The organism is Nonomuraea gerenzanensis (genome assembly GCF_020215645.1).
In the GTDB taxonomy this organism is placed as follows: Bacteria; Actinomycetota; Actinomycetes; order Streptosporangiales; family Streptosporangiaceae; genus Nonomuraea; species Nonomuraea gerenzanensis.
In genome coordinates this window covers 844,790-868,298 of sequence record NZ_CP084058.1, presented here as the reverse complement: position 1 = coordinate 868,298, position 23,509 = coordinate 844,790, and the positions used below count along the sequence as shown (strand labels likewise).

General features: G+C 68.7%; 32 protein-coding genes. 16 read left to right on the top strand and 16 right to left on the bottom strand.

Annotated elements, in window-relative coordinates; all coding sequences use genetic code 11:
- Positions 1-57 precede the first annotated feature (57 nt).
- From LCN96_RS04500 to LCN96_RS04480, 5 genes are all read left to right on the top strand, one after another.
- Positions 58-1,524 carry a serine hydrolase domain-containing protein gene (locus LCN96_RS04500; RefSeq protein ID WP_225271319.1) on the top strand — a complete coding sequence of 489 codons (1,467 nt, stop codon included), beginning with the start codon at positions 58-60 and terminating at the stop codon, positions 1,522-1,524.
- The gene (locus LCN96_RS04495) at positions 1,466-1,885 is read left to right on the top strand and encodes a hypothetical protein (RefSeq protein WP_225271318.1); all 420 of its coding nucleotides are present in this window, start codon (positions 1,466-1,468) and stop codon (positions 1,883-1,885) included. The genes LCN96_RS04500 and LCN96_RS04495 overlap by 59 nt, the downstream gene beginning before the upstream one ends.
- Complete coding sequence (locus LCN96_RS04490) at positions 1,882-2,460, top strand: TetR/AcrR family transcriptional regulator (RefSeq protein WP_225271317.1); 579 nt, start codon at positions 1,882-1,884, stop codon at positions 2,458-2,460. Before LCN96_RS04495 ends, LCN96_RS04490 begins: the two co-directional genes overlap by 4 nt.
- Positions 2,461-2,528: 68 nt before the next feature.
- Positions 2,529-3,080, top strand: a complete 552-nt coding sequence (locus LCN96_RS04485; RefSeq protein ID WP_225271316.1) for an RNA polymerase sigma factor — start codon at positions 2,529-2,531, stop codon at positions 3,078-3,080.
- Positions 3,077-3,637, top strand: a complete 561-nt coding sequence (locus LCN96_RS04480) for a S1 domain-containing protein (RefSeq protein ID WP_225271315.1) — start codon at positions 3,077-3,079, stop codon at positions 3,635-3,637. The genes LCN96_RS04485 and LCN96_RS04480 overlap by 4 nt, the downstream gene beginning before the upstream one ends.
- A gap of 58 nt (positions 3,638-3,695) precedes the next feature.
- Here the strand turns inward: LCN96_RS04480 and LCN96_RS04475 are convergent, their stop codons facing one another.
- Positions 3,696-4,886 (bottom strand): MFS transporter, encoded by a 1,191-nt coding sequence (locus LCN96_RS04475; protein WP_225271314.1) that lies wholly within the window; start codon positions 4,884-4,886, stop codon positions 3,696-3,698.
- Positions 4,887-4,947: 61 nt separating this feature from the next.
- Here LCN96_RS04475 and LCN96_RS04470 point away from each other — a divergent pair, with 61 nt between their 5' ends.
- Positions 4,948-5,301, top strand: a complete 354-nt coding sequence (locus LCN96_RS04470; RefSeq protein WP_225271313.1) for a MerR family transcriptional regulator — start codon at positions 4,948-4,950, stop codon at positions 5,299-5,301.
- A gap of 8 nt (positions 5,302-5,309) precedes the next feature.
- Here LCN96_RS04470 and LCN96_RS04465 read toward each other — a convergent pair whose 3' ends face one another.
- The 3 genes from LCN96_RS04465 to LCN96_RS04455 form a co-directional block, all read right to left on the bottom strand.
- Entirely contained in the window at positions 5,310-5,855 is a 546-nt protein-coding gene (locus LCN96_RS04465) for a GntR family transcriptional regulator (protein ID WP_225271312.1), read from the bottom strand.
- A gap of 108 nt (positions 5,856-5,963) precedes the next feature.
- Complete coding sequence (locus tag LCN96_RS57070) at positions 5,964-6,068, bottom strand: hypothetical protein (RefSeq protein WP_318528346.1); 105 nt, start codon at positions 6,066-6,068, stop codon at positions 5,964-5,966.
- Positions 6,069-6,308: 240 nt separating this feature from the next.
- Entirely contained in the window at positions 6,309-6,581 is a 273-nt protein-coding gene (locus tag LCN96_RS04455; RefSeq protein WP_225271311.1) for a GntR family transcriptional regulator, read from the bottom strand.
- A 194-nt stretch (positions 6,582-6,775) separates the two neighbouring features.
- On the opposite strand from LCN96_RS04455, the gene LCN96_RS04450 reads away from it, so the two are divergent.
- Positions 6,776-7,060 (top strand): hypothetical protein, encoded by a 285-nt coding sequence (locus LCN96_RS04450; RefSeq protein ID WP_225271310.1) that lies wholly within the window; start codon positions 6,776-6,778, stop codon positions 7,058-7,060.
- A 19-nt stretch (positions 7,061-7,079) separates the two neighbouring features.
- On the opposite strand, the gene LCN96_RS04445 is transcribed toward LCN96_RS04450, so the two are convergent.
- On the bottom strand, positions 7,080-7,352 hold the full coding sequence (locus tag LCN96_RS04445; protein WP_225275920.1) for a winged helix-turn-helix domain-containing protein: 273 nt from the start codon (positions 7,350-7,352) through the stop codon (positions 7,080-7,082).
- Positions 7,353-7,522: 170 nt separating this feature from the next.
- Between LCN96_RS04445 and LCN96_RS04440 the strand changes: the two genes are divergently transcribed.
- The 3 genes from LCN96_RS04440 (at position 7,523) to LCN96_RS04430 (ending at position 8,534) form a co-directional block, all read left to right on the top strand.
- Complete coding sequence (locus tag LCN96_RS04440; protein WP_225271309.1) at positions 7,523-7,738, top strand: DUF397 domain-containing protein; 216 nt, start codon at positions 7,523-7,525, stop codon at positions 7,736-7,738.
- 85 nt (positions 7,739-7,823) lie between these two features.
- Entirely contained in the window at positions 7,824-8,228 is a 405-nt protein-coding gene (locus tag LCN96_RS04435; RefSeq protein WP_225271308.1) for a hypothetical protein, read from the top strand.
- A 21-nt stretch (positions 8,229-8,249) separates the two neighbouring features.
- Complete coding sequence (locus tag LCN96_RS04430) at positions 8,250-8,534, top strand: hypothetical protein (protein WP_225271307.1); 285 nt, start codon at positions 8,250-8,252, stop codon at positions 8,532-8,534.
- 97 nt (positions 8,535-8,631) lie between these two features.
- Here LCN96_RS04430 and LCN96_RS04425 read toward each other — a convergent pair whose 3' ends face one another.
- The gene (locus LCN96_RS04425) at positions 8,632-9,210 is read right to left on the bottom strand and encodes an RICIN domain-containing protein (protein ID WP_225271306.1); all 579 of its coding nucleotides are present in this window, start codon (positions 9,208-9,210) and stop codon (positions 8,632-8,634) included.
- A gap of 150 nt (positions 9,211-9,360) precedes the next feature.
- Between LCN96_RS04425 and LCN96_RS04420 the strand changes: the two genes are divergently transcribed.
- Both LCN96_RS04420 and LCN96_RS04415 read left to right on the top strand, forming a co-directional pair.
- The gene (locus LCN96_RS04420) at positions 9,361-9,642 is read left to right on the top strand and encodes a hypothetical protein (protein WP_225271305.1); all 282 of its coding nucleotides are present in this window, start codon (positions 9,361-9,363) and stop codon (positions 9,640-9,642) included.
- Positions 9,639-10,421 (top strand): S1 RNA-binding domain-containing protein, encoded by a 783-nt coding sequence (locus LCN96_RS04415; protein ID WP_225271304.1) that lies wholly within the window; start codon positions 9,639-9,641, stop codon positions 10,419-10,421. Before LCN96_RS04420 ends, LCN96_RS04415 begins: the two co-directional genes overlap by 4 nt.
- A 308-nt stretch (positions 10,422-10,729) precedes the next feature.
- Here LCN96_RS04415 and LCN96_RS04410 read toward each other — a convergent pair whose 3' ends face one another.
- The 6 genes from LCN96_RS04410 to LCN96_RS04385 all read right to left on the bottom strand — a co-directional run bounded on the left by LCN96_RS04410 (position 10,730) and on the right by LCN96_RS04385 (position 16,897).
- Positions 10,730-11,875, bottom strand: coding sequence for an acetyl-CoA C-acetyltransferase (locus LCN96_RS04410; protein WP_225271303.1), 1,146 nt, complete (start codon positions 11,873-11,875; stop codon positions 10,730-10,732).
- A 57-nt stretch (positions 11,876-11,932) separates the two neighbouring features.
- A complete protein-coding gene (locus LCN96_RS04405) occupies positions 11,933-12,664 on the bottom strand; it encodes a hypothetical protein (protein ID WP_225271302.1) in 732 nt (243 codons plus the stop codon).
- 23 nt (positions 12,665-12,687) lie between these two features.
- Positions 12,688-13,449, bottom strand: coding sequence for a class F sortase (locus LCN96_RS04400; RefSeq protein ID WP_225271301.1), 762 nt, complete (start codon positions 13,447-13,449; stop codon positions 12,688-12,690).
- Positions 13,450-13,455: 6 nt separating this feature from the next.
- Positions 13,456-14,388 (bottom strand): hypothetical protein, encoded by a 933-nt coding sequence (locus LCN96_RS04395; RefSeq protein WP_225271300.1) that lies wholly within the window; start codon positions 14,386-14,388, stop codon positions 13,456-13,458.
- A 539-nt stretch (positions 14,389-14,927) separates the two neighbouring features.
- Complete coding sequence (locus LCN96_RS04390; protein WP_225271299.1) at positions 14,928-15,731, bottom strand: class F sortase; 804 nt, start codon at positions 15,729-15,731, stop codon at positions 14,928-14,930.
- Positions 15,731-16,897, bottom strand: a complete 1,167-nt coding sequence (locus tag LCN96_RS04385; protein WP_225271298.1) for a hypothetical protein — start codon at positions 16,895-16,897, stop codon at positions 15,731-15,733. The genes LCN96_RS04390 and LCN96_RS04385 overlap by 1 nt, the downstream gene beginning before the upstream one ends.
- Positions 16,898-17,281: 384 nt before the next feature.
- Here LCN96_RS04385 and LCN96_RS04380 point away from each other — a divergent pair, with 384 nt between their 5' ends.
- Together LCN96_RS04380 and LCN96_RS04375 are read left to right on the top strand one after the other, a co-directional pair.
- Entirely contained in the window at positions 17,282-18,427 is a 1,146-nt protein-coding gene (locus LCN96_RS04380) for an acyl-CoA dehydrogenase family protein (RefSeq protein ID WP_225271297.1), read from the top strand.
- Between the two features lie 42 nt (positions 18,428-18,469).
- Positions 18,470-18,631 (top strand): hypothetical protein, encoded by a 162-nt coding sequence (locus LCN96_RS04375; RefSeq protein WP_187415020.1) that lies wholly within the window; start codon positions 18,470-18,472, stop codon positions 18,629-18,631.
- Between the two features lie 249 nt (positions 18,632-18,880).
- Here the strand turns inward: LCN96_RS04375 and LCN96_RS04370 are convergent, their stop codons facing one another.
- Positions 18,881-19,429, bottom strand: coding sequence for an NUDIX hydrolase (locus LCN96_RS04370; RefSeq protein WP_225271296.1), 549 nt, complete (start codon positions 19,427-19,429; stop codon positions 18,881-18,883).
- Positions 19,430-19,693: 264 nt separating this feature from the next.
- Between LCN96_RS04370 and LCN96_RS04365 the strand changes: the two genes are divergently transcribed.
- Positions 19,694-19,984, top strand: coding sequence for a hypothetical protein (locus LCN96_RS04365; RefSeq protein WP_225271295.1), 291 nt, complete (start codon positions 19,694-19,696; stop codon positions 19,982-19,984).
- A 628-nt stretch (positions 19,985-20,612) separates the two neighbouring features.
- Here LCN96_RS04365 and LCN96_RS04360 read toward each other — a convergent pair.
- Together LCN96_RS04360 and LCN96_RS04355 are read right to left on the bottom strand one after the other, a co-directional pair.
- The gene (locus tag LCN96_RS04360; RefSeq protein WP_225271294.1) at positions 20,613-21,794 is read right to left on the bottom strand and encodes a helix-turn-helix domain-containing protein; all 1,182 of its coding nucleotides are present in this window, start codon (positions 21,792-21,794) and stop codon (positions 20,613-20,615) included.
- Positions 21,795-21,864: 70 nt separating this feature from the next.
- Positions 21,865-22,494 carry an HAD family hydrolase gene (locus LCN96_RS04355; RefSeq protein WP_225271293.1) on the bottom strand — a complete coding sequence of 210 codons (630 nt, stop codon included), beginning with the start codon at positions 22,492-22,494 and terminating at the stop codon, positions 21,865-21,867.
- A 53-nt stretch (positions 22,495-22,547) separates the two neighbouring features.
- On the opposite strand from LCN96_RS04355, the gene LCN96_RS04350 reads away from it, so the two are divergent.
- Positions 22,548-23,090 carry a GNAT family N-acetyltransferase gene (locus LCN96_RS04350; protein WP_225271292.1) on the top strand — a complete coding sequence of 181 codons (543 nt, stop codon included), beginning with the start codon at positions 22,548-22,550 and terminating at the stop codon, positions 23,088-23,090.
- Here the strand turns inward: LCN96_RS04350 and LCN96_RS04345 are convergent.
- Positions 23,087-23,503 (bottom strand): MerR family transcriptional regulator, encoded by a 417-nt coding sequence (locus tag LCN96_RS04345; RefSeq protein WP_225271291.1) that lies wholly within the window; start codon positions 23,501-23,503, stop codon positions 23,087-23,089. The genes LCN96_RS04350 and LCN96_RS04345 overlap by 4 nt on opposite strands.
- Positions 23,504-23,509 lie beyond the last annotated feature (6 nt).

Below are 23,509 nucleotides of genomic sequence, written 5' to 3'. Positions count from 1 at the left end.
CGGTCATGGACGGTCGGCGGATCCGGGCGGGGGCCTCGCCTTTCTAGGTTCTTCCTCGTGAAACTCCTTCTCGCCCTCGCCCTCACCCTGAGCCCGGCCCCCGCTCCCGAGCTGACCCCCGCCGCCATCGACGCCTACCTGGAGCAGGCGATGGAGTCCACCGGGGTGCCGGGCCTGTCCGTGGTCGTCACGCACGGCGGCAAGGTCGTGCACGCGGCCGGCTACGGGCACGACTCGCAAGGGCGGCCGATGACCGCCGACACCCCGATGCGGGTGGCCTCGGTGAGCAAGTCGTTCACCGCCATGGCGGTCATGACGCTCGTGGACCAAGGCAAGATCAAGCTCGACGAGCCGGTCGCCGCGCAACTGCCCGAGTTCGAGATGGCCGACCCGCGGGCGGCGCGGATCACCGTACGGCACCTGCTGAACCAGACCTCCGGCCTGTCGGACCGCACGGTGGACATCGCCTCCACGGAGGAGGCCACCTCGCTCGCCGACTACACCGCCCGCCTGGCCGGCTCCCGGCTCGCCGCCGAGCCCGGCACCCGCTACGAGTACTGCAACGTCAACTACGACCTGGCCGGGCGGCTGGTGGAGGTGGCGAGCGGGCGGCGGTTCGGCGACTATCTGCGCGACCGGGTGTTCGGCCCGCTGGGCATGAAGTCCAGCGCGATCTCCGACAAGGTCGTCCCGGTCGCGGACGGCTACAACTCGCTCTTCGGCGCCTGGCTGCCCCGGCCCGAGCTGGCCGGGTTCCATGACGACAGCGGGGCGGGCGGGGTCATCACCACCGCCGCCGACATGGGCAAGTGGCTGGTCACGCAGGCGGGTGACGGCAGCCCGCTGGTCAAGCGGGAGAGCCTGGCGGCCATGCACCAGCCGTCGAAGCTGCGCCCGTACGGGATGGGGTGGGGCATCGAGGACGGCGGGCAGCTCGTGCACTCCGGGAACCTGTTCACCTACAACGCGGTCGAGGCCGTCTCGCCCAAGACGGGCTACGGGTTCGCGGTGATGACCAACAACGCGACGCTGTACGACCCGACGTACGACATCATGCTCGGGCTCACGGCGATGAGCGAGGGCAGGACGCCGGAGGGGCCGGGCAGCGAGCGGCAGCTCTTCGAGGCGGTGCTGGGGGCGTTCGCGCTGGTCGCGGCCGGGCTGGGCATCCTGGGGGTGGCGCGGGCGCGGCGCTGGGCCGCGCGGCGGTCGGGGCGGCCGTGGTGGCGGATCGGGCTGCGGCTGCTGCCCGCGCTCGTCCCGGTCGCGGTGCTGGCGGGGTATCCGGATCTGGTGTCCGTGCTGGTGAACGGGCGGACGGTCACGTGGGCCCAGCTCACCTACTTTCCCGCGCCCCTGTCGGTCGCCGTGCTGGTCGCGGCCCTGGCCGGCTTGGCCATGACAGTCGCCCGGATTTGTGTACTGTGTAAGCTTACAAGGTACACAAATAAGTCCGGAGGCAGTCATGCACACCGTCGCGATCGTCGTCCCGCTCGTCTGGCTCGCCTGGCTGGTCGTCACTGACTGGGTGCCGATGTTCCCGCTCAACGACCTGACCGGGGCCAACGTGCGCGGCCGGGCCCTCGCGGGGGCGATCAACTATCCGTTCCCGTTACTCGTCGCGGCCGGGGTCGCCCACGGGCGGCCCTGGTCGCTGGCCGCCGCCACCGGGATCTGCGTGCTGATCCTCGCCGGGCACCTCTACCACTGGTGGCTGCCCTACCTCTGGCGGGCCTCGGCCGCGCAGCGTGAGCTCTACCAGCGGGAGTACGCCCGCACGCTGAAGATCCTGCCCGCCGAGGGGCACGGCGTGGTCCCGGACGTCCAGCACATGGTGGTGGGGGCGCTGTCCCTGATCATGCTCGTCACTACGCTGAACGCATGACTCCGGACCGCAGGCGGGCGGGGCGGCCTGCCGTGCTCACCACAGAACGCATCGTCGCGGCGGCCGTCGAGGTGCTGGACGACGAGGGGCTGGAGGCGCTGACCATGCGCCGCCTCGGCACCGAGCTGGGCGTCGCGGCGATGTCCCTCTACCGCCACTTCCCGAACCGGGACGCGCTGCTGTCGGGGGTGGTCCACCGGCTGTTCGCCGAGGCGGTGGCCGACCACGCGCCGGAGCCTGCCTGGCCCGAGGCGCTGACCGGGTTCGGGGTGGCCTACCGGCGGATGTTGCTGGCCCACCCACGTGCCGTCCCGCTGCTCGCCACCCACCCGGTCGATGTGGAGCTGGGGCTCGAACTGCTCACGGGGCTGCTGTCCCGCTTCGAGGCGGCCGGCATCGGGGCGCAGGACGCGATCACGGCGGTCCAGTCCGTCGGCGTGTACGTGCTGGGTCACGCTCTGGCCCAGGTCGGCACCGGGGAGGCGGTGGATCCGGCGGCCCGCGCCTTCTACGACCAGTGGTTCGACTCCGGGCTGATCGCCATGGTGACGGGGTTCGAGAAGCAACTGGTGTGACGTGGCTTGTAAGCCTCGCGTCGGTTCTCACCAAGTACGGGTGTAGATCGACGAAGGGAGCAAGGCCGGTGCGTCTCAAGCGGGGGAAGCTCGCCACCGACCCCGTGGCGTTCGAAGCCTTCTACCGGCGGCACATCGACGCTGTCACGCGGTTCCTGTCGCGCCGGGTCGACGACCCGCACACGGTCGCCGACCTGGTGGCCGATGTGTTCCTCGCGGTGCTCGACTCGGCGCACACCTACCGCCCGGGCAAGGGCAGCGAGATCGCGTGGCTGTACGGCGTCGCGCGCAACACGCTGTCGTCCGAGCGGCGGCGGGCGCTGCGGGAGTCCCAGCTCACGTACCGCGTGAGCGGGCGGCGTCCGCTCGACGGCGACGACGTGTCCCGGCTGGAGGAGCAGATAGACGCGGAACAGCCCGCCAGGGCGGCCTTCGAGGCCATGGCCGGATTACCGGACGGGGAACGCGCCGTCCTGGAGCTGGTGGTCCTGGAGCAGCTCACGCCGTCGGAGGCGGCGATGGCACTGGGAATCCGGCCGGGGACCGCCATGGTGCGGCTGCACCGCGCCCGCAAGGCCCTTCGCGACCTGCCCTTCGTCATGGAAGGAAACCCACGATGAGATTCGAGGAGCAGTTGCTGATGGACCTCAAGACCGAGCTGGCCGCCCGTAACGAACGCAGCCGCCGCGTCGGCCGCCGCCTGTTCGCGGGGGCGGCGGTGGCCGGGCTGGCGGCCGTGGCGGCGGTGGCGGTGCCGCTGCTGACCGGGCCCGAGCCGGCGTACGCGGTGAGCGAGAACGCCAACGGCACCGTCACGGTGGAGATCAAGGAGTTCAGGGACGCCGAGCAGTTGGAGCAGGACCTCAAGGAGTTCGGCGTGACGGCCGACGTCACCTACCTCAAGCCCTACACCAAGTGCCGGAACGATCGGGGCGCGCTCGTCGGCGGCGGGTACGACACTCCGGAGGAGTGGCGCAAGTCCGTGCACTACAAGGTGGCCAGGCCGGGGGCTAAGGGGTTCGACATCGATCCCCGGCAGGTCGCGGAGGGGCAGACGGTGGTGCTGGAGTTCACCGAGAACCCGAAGGGGCCGGTCAAGTCGCAGCTCAAGGCCGAGGTGATCCAGGGCGCTGTCGCGCCGTGCGTCCCTGAGCAGGACCCGACGCAGCTGGGCTGACCCGGACTCCTCAGCCCCTGCGCAGGTCGGCTGACCCGGATTCCCCGGCCTTCGCGCTTCAGGCCGGGGAACCCGTCAGGCTCTCCGGGCTCTCCGGGCTCTCCCGGCTTTCCCTGCGTGGGACGGCGGCGTAGCTGATCGCCAGAGCGGCCAGACTCAGCACGGCGGCGGCCAGCCCGAGCCACCGCAGCCCATCCACCGCCACCAGCCCACCACCGAGCGCCGACCCGCCCGCGATGCCGATGTTGAACGCGCACACGTTCACCGACACCGCCAGCGTCGGCGCCCGCCCGGCATGCCGCAGCACCAGGCTCTGCAACACCGGCGTGGTGGCCGAGGTCAGCAACCCGAACACCAGCACGGCCACCACAGCGGACCCGGCCCACGGCACCGCGAACGGAAAGACGGCCAGCACCACGGCCAGCCCGACGAACGTGCCCCGCACGGTGGCGGCCAGCGACCGATCGGCCAGCCGTCCCGCCACCAACCCCCCGATCAGGCTCCCGACCCCGTACACGAGCAGCAACGTGGACACCGCCGCCGCCCCGAACCCGGTGATCTCGGTGAGCGTCGGCGCCAGGTAGGTGAACACGGTCGAGGTCGCCGCCAGCCCGACCGCCGTCGTGGCGATCACCACCAGGACCCGCCGCCCCAGCACGGTGGCGACCTCCTCCCGCACGCTGGTGACGGCCGCCTCCTGCCTCGGCAGCACGACGGCCAGCAACGCGGTCACGGCCAGCGCCAGCCCCGCCAGCACGGCGAACGGCGTCCGCCACCCGGCGCTCTCCCCCATCAGCACCCCGAGCGGCACCCCGAGCAGGGTCGCCACGGAGAACCCAGACCCCACGGCCGCGATCGCCGTCCCGACCCGCTGCGGCTCCACGACCCGCGTCGTCACCATCAGCGCCAGCGTCAGAAAGGCCGCATGACTCAACGACGCGACCACCCTGCCGACGATCAGCACCTCGTACGACCCGGCCGCCGCACACACCGCGTTCCCGGCGGCGAACAGCAGCAGCAGCCCCAGCGCCAGCCCTTTGCGCGGCAACCGCACCGTCAAGATCGTCACCAGCGGCCCGCCGACGACCACCCCCAGCGCGTACGCCGTCACGGCCTGCCCGGCCGTGGACACGGAGACGTCCAGGTCGGCTGCCACCTGAGGCAGCAACCCGGCGATCAGATACTCGGACGTGCCGACCACGAACACGCTCACCATGAGCACGATCGGCACGAGCAGACTCTTCTTCATGCGGGAACGCTAAAGTCTCACATGTATGTCAGAGTCAAGTCGTGTGGGGGTGGAGGTGGGGATGCGGATCGGTGAGCTCGTCCGGCGTACCGGGGTGAGTGAGCGGCTGCTGCGCTACTACGAGGAGCAGGGGTTGCTGAGTCCGTCGCGGCTGCCCAGCGGGTACCGCGAGTACACGGAGGCGCACGTGGAGACGGTGCGCCGCATCCGCTGCCTGCTCTCCGCCGGGCTCAGCACCTCGACCATCGCCGCTGTGCTGCCGTGTGTGGAGGCTCGGGGGGAGCGGTTGGCGCCGACTTGCCCGGACGTGGTGGGGCGGCTTCGGCAGGAACGTGAGCGGATCGATCAGGCGATGCGGGATCTGAGCGAGTCCCGTCAGGCGCTGGACCTGGTCATCTCGGCCGCCCAGGTGTGAACCGGGGATCAGCCTTCTTCGTGCTCGTAACGCAGCTCACGACCGCCGGCGACCATGGTCATCACGGTGCTCTCGTACGGAGTTCCGGCGTCGTCACGGGTGACGCGGCGAAGCACCAGCACCCACTCGGCCGCATCGAGCCCCAACAGGTCCCGCTCGATCGCCGTGGCCGGCCGGGCGCTCACCGTCTCCTCCACCTTGCGCGCCCGGTGCCCCAGCTCGGCGAGCAACCGCACAGCACCGCCACGGATCTTGCCGGGCTGCGCGAGTGGTGTGCCACGGGCGATCGAGGCCGGGTAGTAGGAGTCGGCGAGCTCGATCGGCACCCCGTCGAGGAGCACGATGCGACGCCGGACCACGACCTGCTGCGGCTGTCCCTCGATGTTCAGGTCGCGGGCGATGTCCGCAGGGGCTGGGATCTCACCGACTTCGCGCAGCTCGTTCGTACCGACATGGCCTCGCTGAGCGGCTTCCTCGGTCCACGCGTCAGGCTCCCCGTCGGGGCGAGGGCGGATGTAGGGGGCCGAGGTGTTGCTCCAACCTGAGGGCCGCATGTCCCCTCCCTCCGCCTTGGCCTGCCTGCACATCCAATATGGCAGCACGGACACGAGCAGGCTCACGAAACTCAAGGAGGGTGACGACGGACCTCGCTGATGTACCGCTCACTGCATGGATGTCGCGGCCCACGTCTCCCCGTGCTCAGGCGATGGGACGACGAAAGTACCGCGCCGAGGCACCACGAAGAACACCCCTTCCTCAACGAGCATCGCGATGGCCCGGCGGACGGTGGTGCGCGCCAGTCCGTACGCCTGCGAGCCTCGCCTCGGACGGGATCGGCCGGTTCGGCTGCCAGTCGCCGCGTTCGATCCGCACTTTGAGGATCGAGGCAAGCTGTCGGTACGGCGTGACGGGACCTTCGTGATCAGTCTGGCCATCAGGGCCGAAGTCCACAGCTACCTCCTCTCCCCTTCGAGAAGGCATCGGCAGCAGCAGCGAGAGCCTTCGATCTAGCTGGATGGCGGCGCCTCGTCGGATTCCTTGGCCTGGAGCTTCTCGGCAGCGCCCTCAAGCACATATGAGCCGGTGCCTGGTTCCGTCTCCACCAGGCCCGCTTCACGCAACGCCCGGTGGACCTTCTGCGCGACCGTGTTGGACATCCCCCACTCGACCATCAACTCGTGCACCGTCGGCACCCGATCGCCGGGCTGAAGCTTGCCTGTGCGGATTCTCTCCACGATGGCGGCGTACGCCTGCCGCCACTTCGACCGACTCGGATGCATGCGGCCAAGCATCTTATGGTGCATTACAGGAGGCATAGGGACACCCTGATGCACCCTAACGTACGTAGGGATGGTTTAAGACACCCATGCATGCCACACTAAGCGACGTGACGTCACGCTGTTTCCGCCGTCCCGAGGTGGTGCCCGTCCGTTGATCCGGGCCCCACCCGTCGAGGTACTGCCTGGAGGCCCGTATGAGCCTGGAGGATTTCCATGGCCTGCACCCGAACCCGCCAAAGGAGGGCTACATCCGGATCGACTGGTGCAAGCCCACGGACAGAGCCGTTTCCATCCGCGTGCAGGCGCACACCTGCAATCAGGAGCTCACCACGTACGAACTGTGCGCGACGGGCGGTCTGAGCCACATTCGCCGGACGCAGCGGACCTCTGCCGGCGACCGGGTCCGGGAGAGCCCATGGATGCACACGTCGAAGGCGCAGCGGCTGTGGAACGGCCTTTTGGATGGACGCGCCAGGTAGCCACCGGCACGACTTCGGGTCATGTGGACTTACCGTCGTCCTCACGTTGAAGAACGACGGATCCTCTCCCCGGCTTGGTGATGATCAGCCCACGTTCACGAAGGATCGCGAACGCTTTACGGATGGTCGCCCGGCCGACCCCGAAGTACGTCTGAAGCTGTATCTCAGCCAGCACCGTACGGGGTCGATATTCGCCGGCTTCGATGCGTGCTCCGATCCAGTCGGCGATCTGCTCATACCGGTAGAACTCTGGATTCCAGTCGTCGGCCGACCAGGGCTTGTCAGGCAACATCACGGGGCGCACGTTAAACCGTCACCAACCTCCATACATAGACCGAACGGTACATGACGAGACCAACCTAGGTATGTACAGGTCGGCCTAGGTTGCTCTACGCTGCCTTGTGTAATCGCCAGCTTGCTCTCGGTGTACACCGCCGAAGCGAACTCGAAGGAAGAGGCAAGATGACGGATCTGTACGGCAGCACCCTCGACGAGGTGCCGTTCACCAGGCTGTGCGGCGGCAATCAACAGAACGAGGACGGGGAAAGCTGTGTCCTGATCGCCCCGATCCCCGGCATGAAGGACGCCTACGCCCTGCGTGACTCGAAGAACCCGGACGCCGGGACCCTCCGCTTCACCGGTGACGAGCTTCGCGCCGCCGGACTCGCCACCATCTGAGCGTCACCCCGAAGGACGGCGGGCCCTGCCTGATCCAAGCAAGCAGGGCCCGCCATCCCCTCGCACTCTACGGGAGCGCCCGACCATGCATTGGCACGCCTACCAGTGGACCGGCCCCGGAGTCGACCGGGGCAACGAGGCCGAGCGCCGTCCGGCCTCGCCGGACTTCCCCTCCTCGCTGGTGCCGCCGATGCGGACCGGTGACTGGCTGGCCAAGCCGGCGGCGCGCATCACCCGTACCTTCGACGAGCCCCGCCGCGCGGCCGGGTGGATGGCCGCCGAGTACGCCAAGGCGCGCGACCTGCTGCTGCTGCCCGAGCGGGTGCCGCTGGAGGAACGGCTGGAGACCGCCGTCGATCTGCTGTCCAGAGGAGTGGACGTGCAGTGGGGCGAATGGCTGCAGGGTGGCCGGTTCGTCACGATCGGCGTGATCTGCTGCCCCAACCGGCACGTCTCCCATCCCTGCCCGATCCGCCGCCCCGCCACCTGACGACCGCGTTGGGAGATCGGTATGAGCATCGAGGACTATCACGGCCCGCACCCCAAGCCCCTTAAGGAGGGGCACGCCCGGATCGACTGGTTGGAGTCGGTGGGCCGGTCCGCCTCCACCCGCGTCCGGGCCCACACCTGCGACTGCCGGCGAACCACGTACGAGCTGTGCGCCGCGGGCGGCCTGGGCTACATCCGCCGGACCGAGCGAAAGGCCACCGGTGATTCAATCAGCGAAAGCCCGTGGCTGCGCGACACAAGGGCGAAGAGACTGTGGGCCGACCTGCTCGAAGGCAACGCACGGTAGCTGCCCCACCGACGGCCGCTCGCCAGGGCCCTCGGCACGCCTAGCGCCGCGACGCCTTCGGGCGGCATCGCGGCGCAAGACGTTCCATCGAAGCGGCTCAGACCGTGGTCCCGTCATCGAAGCCGAAGCCGTACTTCGACGGCCGCTCCCCCGGCGGCAACAGCCACTGCTGCCCCAACCTGAAGTCGCACTGCTGCACAACCAGCCGCGTGCCGATGCCCGTGCCGTTGTTCAGCAGCCCCGCACATCTGAAAGACCCCGGGTTGCGCAGGACCCAGCGACCGTCCAGTCCGCCCGGCTGCACCGCCCAGAAGATCCACTGCTGGTCACCCAGTGCCACCCGGCTGCAGTCCCGCAGTACCAACGGCGTGTTCAGCGGCACGGGAGCACTGGTGGTGGCCATGCTGAGGCACTTGCCGCCGAAGTGACGGATCGAGTTGTCCGGCGTGCTGACGTGCGCGAAGCCGCGCCAGAACTGGTTGCAGTCCATCAACACGATCGGGGTGCCGTCGGCGTTGCCCAGGTTGAGCGGGCCGAAGCACCTGGGAGTGCCGACCGCGTTGCTGGCGATCGTGGTGAACGGGAAGTCCACGGCCTGGGAGGCCGCCGCCGGTGCCGCCACCAGGGACAGCAGGGACGCCAGCCCCGCGAAGACGGACAGGAGTAGTCGGCGCACATTCGCTCCTTCGAGCAGTCCTTGTGACACGCGGAGCGCGTGTCCGTCCGTAAGGCGTTCCATCCCTGTTCCTGATCTGGGACGCGCCCGTCCCATCCCGGGACACCGGCCGACTCCCGGCAGAAGCCCGATCGTGGGAGTCTGTGCGACATGCGCCCTTCGCAGGTTCATGTCCGGGGCCTGCCCCTGCCCGAGCTGCTGCTCGACCTCCTGGCCGCGAAAGCCTGGCCACCCTTCGATGGCGCGAACGCCTGGTTCGAGGACCCGATGGACTTCCTGGCCGACCTCGACCAGCTCCGCCGCGAATCCGCGTCCTTGGAGCACCTCAGCGAAGACCCGGACACTTCGGCGCCGGCCTCGATCACCCCGGAACCTTCACCGCACCGATCGTCTTCCGCCGCTGCCCGCAGTGCGGTCAGCTCAACATCGTGAAGGACGATCACTTCCACTGCGCGGTGTGCGACGCGGACCTGCCCGGCCGACCTGACCACGACGCCGTGGGCGACCTCGTGTCGGGGACGGTCGTGGCGGACGAGCGGCCGTTCGGGCCACGGATCCGGCTCGACGGAGACCTCGCCTCGACACCCGCGCACATCAGGGACTATCCCTGGCACGGCACCCGCGCCGACGCGGCGGAGGTCGGGCAGCGCGTCACCGCCGAAGTCGTCTCCGTCGACGAGGGCCGGATCTGGCTGTCCCTGGCGGCGACCGAGCATCCACACCTCTGGACGTTCCTGAAGGGCCTGCGCGCGGGGGACGTGCTCACCGGCCGCGTCGCCGACATCCAGAACTTCGGGGTGTTCATCGCCCTGGACGAAGGCCCACCGCACCCCACCTATCCCGGCGTCGGGTTCGTGACGATCCCCGAGCTGTCCTGGAAACACTTCGAGCAGGTGAGCGAGGTCGTCGGCGTCGGGCAGCGCGTCCGCGGGGAGGTGCTCGCCTTCGACACCTACAACGGCGAGGCCAGGCTCTCCCTGCGCGCGCTGCGACCGGACCCGTTCCAGGTGTTCGCCGACGAGGCCAAAGTAGGACAGCAGTTCCCGGGCGTCGTCACCAAGGTTGTCCCGTTCGGGGTGTTCGTCAGGATCGCAGACGGCGTCGAGGGGCTCGTCCCCACCGAGGACGTCCAGCCGGGCGACTCCGTCCAGGTCTCCATCGTCGACCTGGACCGTGACCGGCGCCGACTGCTCCTGACGCGCGTCCGATAATTCGGTTGCGGGTGCCTCAGGCGTCCTCGTAGCCTCATGGACATGCGCCTTTACCAGTGATTCGCAAGCAAGCAATCGTCATCCGCCGACTTCCGGACCAGGTAGAGGAGCTTCGTATGCGTGCACGCTCGAACAAGCAAAAAGGCCGCCCCACGCTACCCGTGGTGCGATCGATGCCCAAGATGCCGCAGCGGCCCATCGCGCCGCCGCGCCGCATCCCGCCGAAGGGCAGATAGAGCAACTACCGGGATGGTAGTTAGGCGAGCGCCGCCCCCCTGTTACGCCCGGGGCGGCGCTCGCGCTTTGCCTCAGAGTCTCTCGATGATGGTGACGTTGGCCTGGCCGCCGCCCTCGCACATCGTCTGCAGGCCGTACCGGCCGCCGGTGCGCTCGAGCTCGTGCAGCAGCTTGGTCATCAGGATCGCGCCCGTGCCGCCCAGCGGGTGGCCCAGGGCGATGGCGCCGCCGTTCGGGTTGACCTTGGCCGGGTCGGCGCCCAGCTCGTGCATCCAGGCCAGCGGCACCGGCGCGAACGCCTCGTTGATCTCCACCACGTCGATCTCGTCGATCGACATGCCGGCCTTCTTCAGCGCCCGCTGGGTGGCGGGGATCGGCGCGGTCAGCATGTAGACGGGGTCGTCGCCCATGAGCGCGAGCTGGTGGACGCGGGCGCGCGGGGTCAGCCCGTGGTCGCGTACGGCCTGCTCGGAGGCGATGAGCACGGCGCCCGAGCCGTCCGAGATCTGCGAGGAGGTGGCGGCGGTGATCTGGCCGCCCTCCTTGAGGGTCTTCAGGCCGGCCATCTTCTCCAGCGTCGTGTCGGCCCGGGGGCCCTCGTCGTCCTCGACGCCGTTGATCGGCTCGATCTGGTCCTTGAAGTAGCCGTTGGCGATGGCCTTGGCGGCGCGCTGGTGGGACTCGAACGCGAACTGCTCCAGCACCTCCCGCGTGTAGCCCCACTTCTCGCACATCAGCTCCGCGCCGCGGAACTGCGAGATCTCCTGCTTGCCGTACCGCTCCACCCACTTCTCGCCGAACGGGAACGGCATGCCCTTCTCCAGGGCGGCCGTGATCGACGAGCCCATGGGCACGATGCTCATCGACTCGACGCCGCCGGCCACCACCAGGTCCTGGGTACCGGACATGACGCCCTGCGCGGCGAAGTGGATCGACTGCTGCGAGGAGCCGCACTGCCGGTCGATGGTGACACCGGCGGTGGTCTCGGGCAGACCGGCCGACAGCCAGGCATTTCTCGCGATGTCCATGCTCTGGGGGCCGAACTGCATGACGCACCCCATGATGACGTCCTCGACCGCCTCCGGGTCGACGCCGGTGCGGTCGATCAGCGCCTTCAGCGTGTGAGCGGCCAGGTCAGTGGGGTGGACGGTGGAAAGACCGCCCTTCTTCTTTCCGACCGGGGTGCGGACCGCCCCGACGATGTACGCCTCTGCCACAGTGCCTCCTGGAAACCGAGCATTATTCGGTTACTAGGGGCAGCGTACAACAGAACGTCATTCGGGCGCAGGTTCCGTCGGGGCTACGACGTCCTCCGGTGCGTCCTCCCGCGCGTCTTCCGCCGCGTCTTCTGAGACCGGTGCCACGAGGTCCTCCGGCGCGTCGATCCGGAAGCGCCAGCGGTCCACGGGGATGCCGTTCAGCGCCTCCGACAGCTCCAGGGCGAGCGCGCCCAGCTTCACCTGGTCGTCGCCGCGCAGCTCGATCGCCGTCAGCTCGGTCGCGAAGGGCAGCAGCTCCTGTACGGCCGGCGGCTGCCCCTTCTGCGGCACCAGCCCCGCCCGGATGTCGCCGGCCGTGAAGGTGAACTCGTCGTCCTCGTCCTGCTGCAACAGGGGGGCCAGCTCCTCGGCGGTGGGACGTACCGGCAGAATCACCGCAGGACCGCTCTGCACACTGTCGTCGGCCGGATCGCTCACCTCGCCCCGGCACACCGCCAGCCCGCCCAGCCGGAAGGCCAGCCCCTCGGCCAGGTAGCGGTCGAAGAAGTCCAGTGGCAGCGGCCCCTCGGCGGCCACCCGGACGGCCCACGCCTGCTCCAGCTCGCCGCCGGTCAGGTCCTTGTCTGCCTCGACCGGGGCGTGCACGCGCACGTCCACCGCCACGATGTCGTCGCCGTCGAGCCTGGCGTTCGGGTCCGCGAGCTGGACGAGGCGCAACAGCTCGCCGGTGTCCGGTTTGGCGGGCAGTGCCGCCGTGGGGCCAGTACGCAGTCTCCGCTTCGCCATCCAGCCCATGCCCGCCTCCGCGCTCAGCTTCTGTAAGAGCTCGTCATCGTGGCGTACACGATGACGTTGTCCGTGTAGTGCCCGGTGGTCCGATCGTAGGCGCCACCGCAGGTGATGAGATGCAGTTGGGCGTTCTGCTGCTCCCCGTACACGCGCTGGGTCGGGAAGGTCTTCTTGTCCGCCTGCTCCACCCCGCCGACGGTGAACACCGCGGTCGTCTTGTCCTGGCGCTTGACCTCGATGGTGTCGCCGTTCTTGAGCTCCGGCAAGCGGGCGAAGACGGCGGGGCGCGTCCGGGTGTCCTTGTGCCCGAGCAGCACCGCGGGGCCCACCTCGCCGGGGGTGGACATGTTCCGGTACCAGCCGACCAGGTTGTGGTTCTCCGACGGGGGGACCTGGATGGTGCCGTCCCTCTTCAGCCCGACGGACTGGACGGGGGCGTTGATGCCCAGACGCTTGATCACGAGCCTGATCGGGGTGGACGGCAGCATCGGCGGCGCCGGGGTGATCTGCGGCAGCGGCGGCGGCACGTTCGCCGGCGCCTGGAACCACGCCTGCTCCGGCTGGGCGAACTGCTTCGGCTGGGCCTGCAGGTTCAGGGTGTCCCTGCTGCTCTGCAGGCCGTACTCCTCGGGGGACTTGAGGACGATCAGCAGGCCCGCCACGACCGTCACCACGCCCGCTATCGCGGCCGTGATCAGGACCGCTCTGAGTGCGGTGCTGCCCTTGTCCTGGGAGGGCGGGGGTGTGTTGGTTTGGCCGCCGTACGGATAGTAGCCCGACACGATCCGTCAGCCCTTGATCGAACGGCGTCGCATCATCAGCCCGCCCACCGCGGCTGCGCCTACCAGGGCTGTGCCTGTGAGGATGAACAGCCGACCGTCTGGGCCCATCGTGCCGCCTGCACCGGTGTCCGCGCCTGCTTTGGGGGTCTGGGACTTCTTGGTGGTGCTGGTGGTGGGGGTGATCGTCACCGTGGAGGTGCGGGTGGTGGTGGGGCGGGGGGTGGTGGTCGTGGGGGTGGGGCTCGGGCTCGGGCTGGTCGATCCGTTGCCGACCGTGAAGGTGTACGCCTTGAGACCGGTGGTCGGGGCGGTGCACTTGAGCACGGGGCTGGTGGCGCTGGTGCCGAAGGCGAGGTCGCCTGCGGTCAGGGACACAGTGCCTGTGGAGGTGGGCTTCACCTTGATGGTGACGCTGGGCAGGGTGGTGATGTCCGAGCCCGGCGTGATGGTGGTCGTGAAGGAGCCTTCGCCGGTTGCGGTGGCAGGGGCTCCGGCGCCGCTCGCCTTGATGGTGGCGAAGAGCTTGGCGCCTGTCGCGGGCCAGGCTGCGGGGGCTACCAGTGCGTCGCCTGTGGATTGGATGGTGCCGGTCCAGGTGATGGAGGCGTCGGCGTTGGCTGAGGCGGTGGTGGGCGGCGTCATGACGACCTTGATGTCGACGTCTGCCTCGGTGGGGTAGTTCGTGTCGGTGGTGCCGGTGGGGACGTCGCAGACGTAGGCGACGACGTCGTCGTTGGTGCCACCACCGCCGCCGCCCGTTTGGACGGTGATCGAGATGCCCGTTGTAGGCGTAACAGACTTGAACGTGCACTCAGTGACGCTTGCCGTGCCACCCGTTGGCGTTGCAGTCAGCTTCAGGCCTTTGGGAGTACTGGTCGCCGTGCCCGCAGTGATCGTCATCGTGCCGGCAGTGCTCGGCGCGGTCACCGTGGCCTCCATGGTGGTAGGCGACGGAGTGTAGGAGTTACCGCTTGAGACTGTGCCAGTGTGTGTCTTCTGCAGGGCAGCGGGTGTGCCACCGCCACCGACCACGAGGTTCCCCTCGATCAGGACCTGCGTGCTCGCCGTGAACGCCTGCGTTGCTTGGAATGTCGGCAAAGTCCACTTGATGGACGCCGTCCCACTGGGCGCCACAGTGTCAGGTGCTGTGATTGTGACCTTGACGTCGCCTGCCGCGAAGGCACCACCCGCAGCACAGGTATAGGTGACCTCCATCGTCTTGTCCGCTGCAGCATTAGCTGGGGATGACAGAGTCAGGACCGAGCAAACAAAGAGGACCAGCGTACTAGCAAGCCCCAACGCGGTCGTATGGGCTAGGCGGCGCCCCACCGGGGACATAAGCACGGGTCCTTCTCCGTTTCAAAGCCAGCTCAACAGTCGTGCCAGAATTCCAGCCGTTGGTCACGGTTAGGTTGAGATCCTACGAACTGTCCCTGTCAACTTCCCGTAAACCGCCAAATCCACCCCAACTTTCCCCATCACCCCTTCTTCTTAGACAACGTTGCGTACACAACAATGTTGTCTGTGTAGTGGTGAGTCGTCTTGTTATAGACCCCACCGCAAGTGATGAGCCTGAGCTGAGAGTTGCTGGTGTTGCCGTACACTCGCTTCGTCGGGAACGAGTTCTTGCTGGCCTGCTCGATCCCGCTCACCGTGAACCGGGTGACCTTACCGTCCGACCGATACACGTAGATCTGGTCACCCTTAGCCAGCTCCCGCAGCCGATCGAAGACAGCGGGACCCGACCGCGTGCTCACGTGACCGTTGATGATCGCCGGCCCGGTCTCCCCCGGCACCGGCGAGCCCTTGTACCAGCCGGTCCGGTTGGGCTTGCTCAGCGGGGGCGTGCCCAGCACGCCCTTCTTGTTCACCGTGACCGAGCCGATCGGCGCGTTCACCTTGATCTTGGGGATCTTGATCCGGATCGGCTTGGGCGCCGCCTTGCCCGCCTTGGTCGTGGCCTTCGGGATCGCCGGCACCACCGGTGCTGCCGCCAGCGGGGGCGGCGCGTCCAGGCGGGCCGGGGTCAGGGGGACGTCCTTGCCCCCCGGGCCGACCGTCGGCGGGAGGATGAACGCGCCCGCGTTCGACATCTCCAGCGTGGACGGCGCACCCTGGGGTGCGGCGAGCGGCTCGCCCGCGCCTGAGCCGTCGTCCACCGGGGGCGGCGCCAGCGAGAGCAGGCTCACCATGACCAGGCCGATGCCGCCGAGCGAGCCGGCGATGAGCAGCCCGGGCAGCGCCCGCTGCATCGGCGTCCTCTCCTGCTGCTGCTCCTCCATCAGTGCGCTCCTCCCGCGTGCTCGGCCTTACGCCGTCGCAGCAGCAGCCCGCCGCCGGCGGTTCCCATCACCAGCGCCATGCCGCCGGCCATGAGCCCGTACGGGGGTTGCTCCTCGTCCGGTGCCACACCGGTCTCCACGCCGCCGCTGGGGGTGTTGGCCACCTGAGCGCGGTAGTACTTGGTCGCCGTGGGGCCGGTGTTCGTCGGGGTGACCGTTGCCGTGGTGGTGCTGGTGGTCGTCGGGGTGACGACTCTGACCTGGTCGCCGCCGATGGTGCCGTCGTGGTCGGATCCGTTGTCGTCCGGGTCGGGGTCCGGGTCGTTCGGGTCGTCGGGGTCGTCCGGATCGTCGGGGTCATCCGGGTCGTCGGTGTTGCTGTCCGTGGGACTCGGCGAGCTGGTGTCCGTGGGCGTGCTGCCCGGGATGGTCACGTCGATGGCGCCCGGGTCGTTCAGCATGGCGCAGGCCGCCTTGTCGTACTCCGGCGGCCCGGGCACGTCACCGATGAACACCTGGAAGGCGTCCAGGTAGGCGCGCTTGCTCTCGGTGTTGGTGATCTCGATGGTGTGCGGCCCGTACTCGAGCTGCGGCGAGGTCCAGAGCACTTCCTGGCTCTTGGTGCCCGTCATGGGCGCGCCGCTGCCGTCCTTGCCTGGCTCGACCAGGCCCGAGGTGACTTCCTGGCCGTCGATCTTCACCCTGATCTTGCTGAGGTCCTGTTCACGCCGGCCGATGTAGGACACCTTGGTGCCGAGGAAGTCCAGCTTGGCGGTGGCGTCCAGCCCTTCCGTCCAGCGGATGTCCTTCTGGTAGTCGTCGTAGGTCGCCGCGGTGTACTCCCACTGCCACGACCCGGTGTACTGGATGTCCGTGGAGTCGTCGCTGTTGACCTTCACGTCGCCCTCGGCGGGCGTGAACTTGAGGTGCAACCCGGCGGGCTCGAAGCGGATGGTGCCCGAACGGTCGAGCGCCGCGCCGTCTGTCAGCCCCTCGGGCAGGTCCAGGTAGCTTCCCGGAACGAGCTGCCCCTGGGACTTGTCCCCGCGAGGCTCGAGCTGACCGTTCCAGGCACCGCTGGCCTTCACCACGCCCTCGAGGCTCAGGATGGAGCCCGCAGGGAAGAAGCCCGGCGAGCCGAACCGCTGCACACTCTTGTACGACATGTCCCAGCGGACATCCATTCGTCCGGCCGTGACCTGCGGCGTCATGCGCGCTTCCAGATCCACGCCGGAGCCTGCGATGCCCCCCGTGCATCGGTATTTGATCACGAGCGACGTCTCTGCCTGGCTGGGAATCGAGGAGGTCACGACCAACCCAGCAGATGCCGCCATGCCCAAGGATGCGGCGAATAACGCCTTGTGCCACCGACTCACGGAGACTCCGATCCCCCACATACCAGACCGAGGGTAGATCTTAGAGTCGAAACACCCGCAACACATGCCGAAAATCGCGACTTCCAGCACTTGTGATGAACCCGTGTCCCCAGCCCCCCGCGCCGGGTATACCTTCCGGTAACAGAATCCTATTCTGCAAGGCGGAGGCGACCGATGCAGCGTGACCTCTTCGACGACGAGCACCTCCTCTTCCAGGAGACCGTGCGCGACTTCCTGGCCCGCGAGGTCGCCCCGCACCACCCCCAGTGGGAGAAGGACGGCATCGTCCCGCGCGAGGTCTGGAAGCAGGCCGGCGAGCTGGGCATGTTCGGTTTCGCGGTGCCGGAGGAGTACGGCGGCGCGGGCGTCAAGGACTTCCGCTACAACGCCGTGATCGTCGAGGAGATCACCCGGATCGGTGCCACCGGGCTGGGCTTCTCGCTGCACAACGACGTCATGGCCCCGTACGTCGTGGATCTCACCGACGACGAGCAGAAGCAGCGCTGGCTGCCCGGCTTCGTGTCCGGCGAGCTGATCACGGCGATCGCCATGAGCGAGCCCGGCGCCGGGAGCGACCTGCAGGGGATCAGGACCACCGCGATCCGCGAGGGCGACCACTACGTCGTCAACGGCCAGAAGACGTTCATCACGAACGGCATCAACGCCGACCTGGTGGTCGTCGTGGCCAAGACCGACCCGGAGGCGGGCGCGCGGGGCACCACGCTGATCGTGGTGGAGCGCGGCATGGACGGCTTCGTACGCGGGCGGAACCTGGACAAGGTGGGGCTGAAGGCGCAGGACACCGCCGAGCTGTTCTTCGACAACGTACGCGTCCCCGCCGCCAACCGCCTCGGCCCCAAGGACGGCGAGGGCTTCTACCAGCTCATGCACAACCTCCCGCAGGAACGCCTGTCGATCGCCGTGGGCGCCGTGGCGGCGGCGGAGGCGGTGCTGGAGCAGACGATCGAGTACTGCAAGACCCGCCAGGCGTTCGGCCGCACCATCGGCTCGTTCCAGAACACCCGGTTCGTGCTCGCGGAGCTGGCCACCGAGACGGAGATCGCCCGCCACTACGTGGACAAGTGCATCCTCGCGCTCAACGCCGGGCAGCTCACGGCCGTGGACGCGGCCAAGGCCAAGTGGTGGACGACCGAGCTGCAGACCAAGGTGATCGACCGTTGCCTGCAACTGCACGGCGGGTACGGCTACATGACCGAGTACCCCGTGGCCAAGGCGTGGCTCGACAGCCGCGTCCAGACGATCTACGGCGGCACCACCGAGATCATGAAGGAGATCATCGGCAGATCGTTCGGTTTCTGACTACCCACCCGCCGGGCCGGATCGGGCCGCATACTGGACGATATGGACAGCGGCCTGATCCTCCTGATTTTTCTGGCGTTGCTGTTCGCCTGGCTGCTCAACCGCGTGCGCCGGGCGATCCGGCTGGGGCCGATAGGTTATGCCGGTGTGGTGATCGTGTTCGTGCTGGTCATGCTGTTGCTGTGGGGCCAGACCAAGATCTAGCACCGTGGGGTTGGTGCTCGCACCTGCCAGCCTCATCGTGGGCGGCAGGAACCTCGCTTGTGCCTCGTACGTTTCCTGTGTGTCGCCTCTGGCACAAGGAGAAGCATGAATCTAGGCGTCCCGGAGCTCATCCAGCTGCTCGTGATCGGCGCACTGGTGTTCCTCGTCGTACGGCTGGCAACCCGCCGCCGCCGGTAGCGGCGCTTGACCGAAGAACTCTTGTGCCGGCGGCCGTGCTTGACGACGTCATCAGACTGCGGCGACGCTCGCGGCCAGGCGCGGCGTCGGCAGATCCGTCGGCGGCCTCCATGCGAACGCCGTCACCTCCTCGGCCTGGATCGTGATGGCGGACGGCTGCACCCGGAACCCGAACCGGAAATCGGCGTGCAGGTGGGCGGACTCCCCCTTGGACGGGTTGGCGGGGATGTAGTGCACGTCGATGTCCACGGGGATCAAGTCGGGCGCCGGCGGGGAGACGGCGTGTCGCCACGGCAGCCCGGTCTCCTCCTCCAGTTCGCGCAGCGCCGCGCCGTACAGGCTGTGGTCCTCGGGCTCGACGTGCCCGCCCGGCAGCAGCCAGCGGTTGAGCGCGCGGTGATGGATCATCAGGACGTGGTCGGTGTCGTCGATGGCCGCGGCACTCGCGGTGACGTGCAGGGGCAGGGTCTTGCGGGAGGCGAGGTCCTGCCCGCCCCTTGCCAGGGCCTGTTCCAGCAGTTCGACGTCGGCGGCGCGGTCAGGGTGAGCGGCGAGATAGCGGCCGAGAACAGCGGTGATCTCCTCGCGAGTGACGGTCATGCGACCCATGGAAGTGGGTGGGCCGGGTCGCCGCAATCGACTGCCGGACTTCGGGGGGAACTTCCCACATGTCCGGGGGTGGTGGTGAAGTGGCTCATGCCGGGGGACGATGGCAGGGTCACGGTGGCGCTCGTCAGGGGTAGGAGCGCCTGATTGCGATCCTTCGACGAACGTTCTGCTCAGGGGGATCATGGTGTGCATCGCGATCTCCGGTCACCCGGGTCTGCCGGAGGAGACCGCCCTCCTGACGGAACGCTGGAGGCCGTGATCCCCGCCGAGGAGTACCGCGCCGGCCTGCCAGGCGAGTGCCGGGTCGCGTACGACGAGCTGCTGGGGCGTGCCGCACGGACGTATCGGCTGGAGTTCGTCGCATCCACCGCCGAGTCGCCCATGGCGGCCAACGTGCGCATGCTCGACCGCGCCGAGGTGTTGTGCACGGTCTGGGACGGGCAGCCCGCCCGGGGGTACGGCGGGACCGCTGACGTGGTGGCCGAGGCACGACGGCGGGCGGTATCCGTACGGGTGATCTGGCCCGAGGGTGCCCGGCGCGGCTAGCTATGCCCGGGTCTCGGCTTCGAGGTTCCTGACGAGCTCTTCCAAGGTTTCGCCACAGCGTACGTTGGACAGTTCGCTGGTCCTGGGCACCAAGTGCGTACGGACGGCCGCCCAGCCACCTGCCAGGTCGTAGATCTGCCACCCGGGAAACGCCTTGATCACCTGCGTCACGGTCACGCTCGTGGCCCCGCGATCAGAGTCGGAACCGGGCGGGGTGCGTGCACGTCCGCGTAACAGTGGGCCAGCCGACTCGCGGCTCTTGCGGGCTCCAGAGCGGGATGCCAGGCGTAGAGGGCCCGTTTCCGAATGACGTCCCAGCCCGTACGCCACCAGAACCTCTCGCAGTCGCACCACACGACGAGGCCGACGCACACGGACACCAGCGCGAGCCCGTACCCGTCATGGACATCGCTGGCAATGCCGAGGTGCTCCAGCTCCCGCTGCAACTGCTCTGCGGCATCGAGCGACGTCACCATGTACGGCACTCGGCCGCGGCCATCCACCGAGTTCCCGGAGTGCGGCACCACCGTTGGCCTCGTCATGCGCGGGTCCTCTCTGTCGTCGAGCCGTCAGGAGGATGGTCGCGCGCATGCGGGGTCATGAGTGACCCAGCGAGGGTCACTGAGCTTCAGGTGGCGTGACACCACTCGGCGAAGCTGGTGAGGCTCCCGGCGTCACCGCGCTTGAGCCTGCGCAGCGTCGCAGCGTCCTCGCGGACCCATGCATGATCGCGCGTATGCTGCGGCGCGATCCGCCGCGCCACCTGGAGCGACTCGAACGCGTCGTCGGGCAGGCCGGACCAGAGTTGTGCCCGGGCGAGTTCAATGTAGAAGCCGCTGCGCCGCTCGGCAGGCAGTTCCGGCGGCGGCGTCCACCCGCGGGCGACCTCTAGCGCGCGTTGCACCTGCACCTTTCCTGAACTGACCGCGACGGACACCTCATGAACGCGGACGGAGGACGGCCCGAACGCCGTTCCCGAGTAGCTGGCCTCGGGCACCTGGTCAGCCAGTTGGCGAGCCGCTGCCAGATGAGTGTTGGCCGCATCCGCGTCCTGGGCCCTGCCTGCGATGACTGCGGCCCGCATGTGGAGGGCTCCCCGTGCCGCGATGGCCGGCGGGCCGTCGGGGACAGCCGACGCGTCGATCGCCGTTTCCAGCGCGCGCAGCCCGCTCTCGTGAGCACGGGCGGCGAAGAACGTCTCAGCACGGACATAGGCGATGGTCGCGTCGAGGATGTCGTCCTCGGCTTGCGGCGCGGCCCAACGCATCACCTCGATGAACCGGGCGCTCAGGTCGTAGGCGCCGAACTTGTAGGCGACCGCGTCCGCCGACCGGCACGCGGACGCCACGAGTCTCGCCACATCCGGCCGGTGCTGCCCCTGCGCCGTCTGGAGCGCGCGGAACAGCTCGCCCAGTAGCTCGGGCAGCTGCTGGGTGATCCGGACGTACTGGGCGGCGAGCCGCCAGGTCACCGCTTCGGCGACAGCACCACGCAGCAGGGGCAGGGGGCGTACAGGCCCATCATTCGGGACGTCGTAGCTGGCGATCGCCGCCGACAGAGCCGGGATCGCCGCCTTGATTCGAGAACCCGCTCGTTCGCGGTCAGTCGTCAGTAGCGCGGGGTCCACTTGGAGGGCAACCGCAATCGACTCCACGATCGCGTCACCGGCGCGTCGTCTGCCCTGCTCGATCTTCCGCAACGTGCCGACATGGATGTCGGCTGCGTCGGCCAGTTGCTGCTGTGTCAGTCGGGCGACGCTCCGGTGGTAGGCGACACGCCTGCCAAGCCTGTCGTGGGGAGACGAGGGCATGTGGCGACTCCTGTACGAGACGTTCCCACACGTACTGTAGTCGCTTGATTACAGCCTTTCCAGGGTCGGCTCAACCGGCGATACCGGCTAGCTCGATCAAACTACTGATACGCCAGTCAGCCGCCGCGGCTTCCGGCCCATCGGCCCACAGATGACCCCACGGTCCCCTGCGTACGTGCGCGGCCCGCAGACCTGCAGCCTTGGCCGGGGTGACGTCGTTGAACGGATGATCGCCCACGTACACGATCTGACCCGGCGGAGCGCCGGCGAACTCCACCAAGCGGGCGAAGAACGCCGGATCCGGCTTGGCCACACCCCACTGACCCGAGGTGGCGATCCCATCCACCGGCAGATCGAGCGCGTCCAGCAGCTCTGCGACGCGAGCCGTCTGGTTTCCGGCGATCAACACCTGGTGACCGGCCGCTCTCAGCGCGGTGAACGCCTGTCGGACGTCGGGGTAGAGATCTTCCTCCTCGACCCGCTCACCACGCCCGGCCGCCTCGCGAGCGGCGTACTCAGCGTCCAAGTCGATGCCAGGACGCAGCAGCCGGACCGCGTCGGCGTTGTCCCGCCCCTGGGCGACGACGGCGCCGACGAGGGCCGAGAGGGTGTGGCGGGGCAGGCCGAGCCAGTCGGCCCACGACGCCCAGTAGCGGTCATCGCGCAGGATCGTCTCTCCGACGTCGAAGACATAGATCACCCATCGAGGGTATGGGTTTGCCGCCGGTCGGCCCCGTCGGCTAGGAATCTCGCATGCTGAAGGGCAGTAAGGTCGGGCTCAGGGCCCGGCACGAGGACGACATCCCGATCCTGCAGGCCGAGCTCTACGACGACGTGGTCACCCACTCGCGGGCCCAGGCCGGCCCCTGGCGTCCGATCACCCCCGGCTCCCAGGAGTCGCTGGTCACGGTGGACGACAAGGCGCAGGGGTACGCCGCGTTCTCCGTGGTGGAGCTGGACGGCGGCGCGCTGGCCGGTACGGCGACGTTGTGGGGCATCGACCCGCACAACCGGATGGCGCACATCGGGCTTGGGCTGCGGCCGTCCGCTCGTGGGAAGGGTTACGGCACCGACGTGGTGGCGGTGCTGTGCCACTACGGGTTCGTCGTGCGCGGCCTGCACCGGTTGCAGATCGAGACGTTGGCGGACAACGTCGCGATGTTGCGCTCCGCCGAGCGGAACGGGTTCGTGCGCGAGGGGGTGCTGCGTTCCTCGGCGTGGGTGATGGGCGAGTTCCTGGACGAGGTGCTGCTCGGGCTCCTCGTCCAGGACTACGAGCCGAATTCCACGAGCTAGGCCGCGCTGCCGCAGGCGGGGTCCAGGCCGGGGTGGTCGAAGGGCGGGTAGGTCTCGCGGCCCGTACGTTCGGCCGCCTCGATGTAGTCGGCCAGCGCGCCCCGGGAGCGGGCGAGCCGGGCCAGCTGGTCGTCGAGCCGCTGCAGCCGTGACCGCATCGCCGTCAGCAGCTCGGGGCAGCCGAGCAGCTCAGGGGCCTCGCCGACGGCGCAGGGCAGCAGGTACGCGATGTCCTCCGACGACAGCCCGGCCCCGAGCAGGTGCCGGATCTGCTTGACCCGCAGCACCGCGCTCTCGTCGTAGTCGCGGTAGCCGTTCGCGCCGCGCTCCGCCTGCAGCAGCCCCTGGGCCTCGTAGTAACGCAACTGGTGAGCGTGGACACCCGTCCGACGGCTCAGCTCCCCGATTCGCATCGCAAC

Bases quoted from the DNA above. Each gene is read 5' to 3' on its own strand.
- LCN96_RS04375 (WP_187415020.1), top strand. From the start codon at position 18,470: ATGGACAGCGGCCTGATCCTCCTGATTTTTCTGGCGTTGCTGTTCGCC.
- LCN96_RS04380 (WP_225271297.1), top strand. From the start codon at position 17,282: ATGCAGCGTGACCTCTTCGACGACGAGCACCTCCTCTTCCAGGAGACC.
- LCN96_RS04370 (WP_225271296.1), bottom strand. From the start codon at position 19,429: ATGACCGTCACTCGCGAGGAGATCACCGCTGTTCTCGGCCGCTATCTC.
- LCN96_RS04405 (WP_225271302.1), bottom strand. From the start codon at position 12,664: ATGGCGAAGCGGAGACTGCGTACTGGCCCCACGGCGGCACTGCCCGCC.
- LCN96_RS57070 (WP_318528346.1), bottom strand. From the start codon at position 6,068: ATGCTCGTTGAGGAAGGGGTGTTCTTCGTGGTGCCTCGGCGCGGTACT.
- LCN96_RS04495 (WP_225271318.1), top strand. From the start codon at position 1,466: ATGCACACCGTCGCGATCGTCGTCCCGCTCGTCTGGCTCGCCTGGCTG.
- LCN96_RS04480 (WP_225271315.1), top strand. From the start codon at position 3,077: ATGAGATTCGAGGAGCAGTTGCTGATGGACCTCAAGACCGAGCTGGCC.
- LCN96_RS04385 (WP_225271298.1), bottom strand. From the start codon at position 16,897: ATGTCGTACAAGAGTGTGCAGCGGTTCGGCTCGCCGGGCTTCTTCCCT.
- LCN96_RS04455 (WP_225271311.1), bottom strand. From the start codon at position 6,581: ATGCATCCGAGTCGGTCGAAGTGGCGGCAGGCGTACGCCGCCATCGTG.
- LCN96_RS04470 (WP_225271313.1), top strand. From the start codon at position 4,948: ATGCGGATCGGTGAGCTCGTCCGGCGTACCGGGGTGAGTGAGCGGCTG.
- LCN96_RS04445 (WP_225275920.1), bottom strand. From the start codon at position 7,352: ATGTTGCCTGACAAGCCCTGGTCGGCCGACGACTGGAATCCAGAGTTC.
- LCN96_RS04440 (WP_225271309.1), top strand. From the start codon at position 7,523: ATGACGGATCTGTACGGCAGCACCCTCGACGAGGTGCCGTTCACCAGG.
- LCN96_RS04490 (WP_225271317.1), top strand. From the start codon at position 1,882: ATGACTCCGGACCGCAGGCGGGCGGGGCGGCCTGCCGTGCTCACCACA.
- LCN96_RS04450 (WP_225271310.1), top strand. From the start codon at position 6,776: ATGAGCCTGGAGGATTTCCATGGCCTGCACCCGAACCCGCCAAAGGAG.
- LCN96_RS04435 (WP_225271308.1), top strand. From the start codon at position 7,824: ATGCATTGGCACGCCTACCAGTGGACCGGCCCCGGAGTCGACCGGGGC.
- LCN96_RS04390 (WP_225271299.1), bottom strand. From the start codon at position 15,731: ATGGAGGAGCAGCAGCAGGAGAGGACGCCGATGCAGCGGGCGCTGCCC.
- LCN96_RS04430 (WP_225271307.1), top strand. From the start codon at position 8,250: ATGAGCATCGAGGACTATCACGGCCCGCACCCCAAGCCCCTTAAGGAG.
- LCN96_RS04350 (WP_225271292.1), top strand. From the start codon at position 22,548: ATGCTGAAGGGCAGTAAGGTCGGGCTCAGGGCCCGGCACGAGGACGAC.
- LCN96_RS04420 (WP_225271305.1), top strand. From the start codon at position 9,361: ATGCGCCCTTCGCAGGTTCATGTCCGGGGCCTGCCCCTGCCCGAGCTG.
- LCN96_RS04345 (WP_225271291.1), bottom strand. From the start codon at position 23,503: ATGCGAATCGGGGAGCTGAGCCGTCGGACGGGTGTCCACGCTCACCAG.
- LCN96_RS04475 (WP_225271314.1), bottom strand. From the start codon at position 4,886: ATGAAGAAGAGTCTGCTCGTGCCGATCGTGCTCATGGTGAGCGTGTTC.
- LCN96_RS04360 (WP_225271294.1), bottom strand. From the start codon at position 21,794: ATGCCCTCGTCTCCCCACGACAGGCTTGGCAGGCGTGTCGCCTACCAC.
- LCN96_RS04465 (WP_225271312.1), bottom strand. From the start codon at position 5,855: ATGCGGCCCTCAGGTTGGAGCAACACCTCGGCCCCCTACATCCGCCCT.
- LCN96_RS04395 (WP_225271300.1), bottom strand. From the start codon at position 14,388: ATGGAGGCCACGGTGACCGCGCCGAGCACTGCCGGCACGATGACGATC.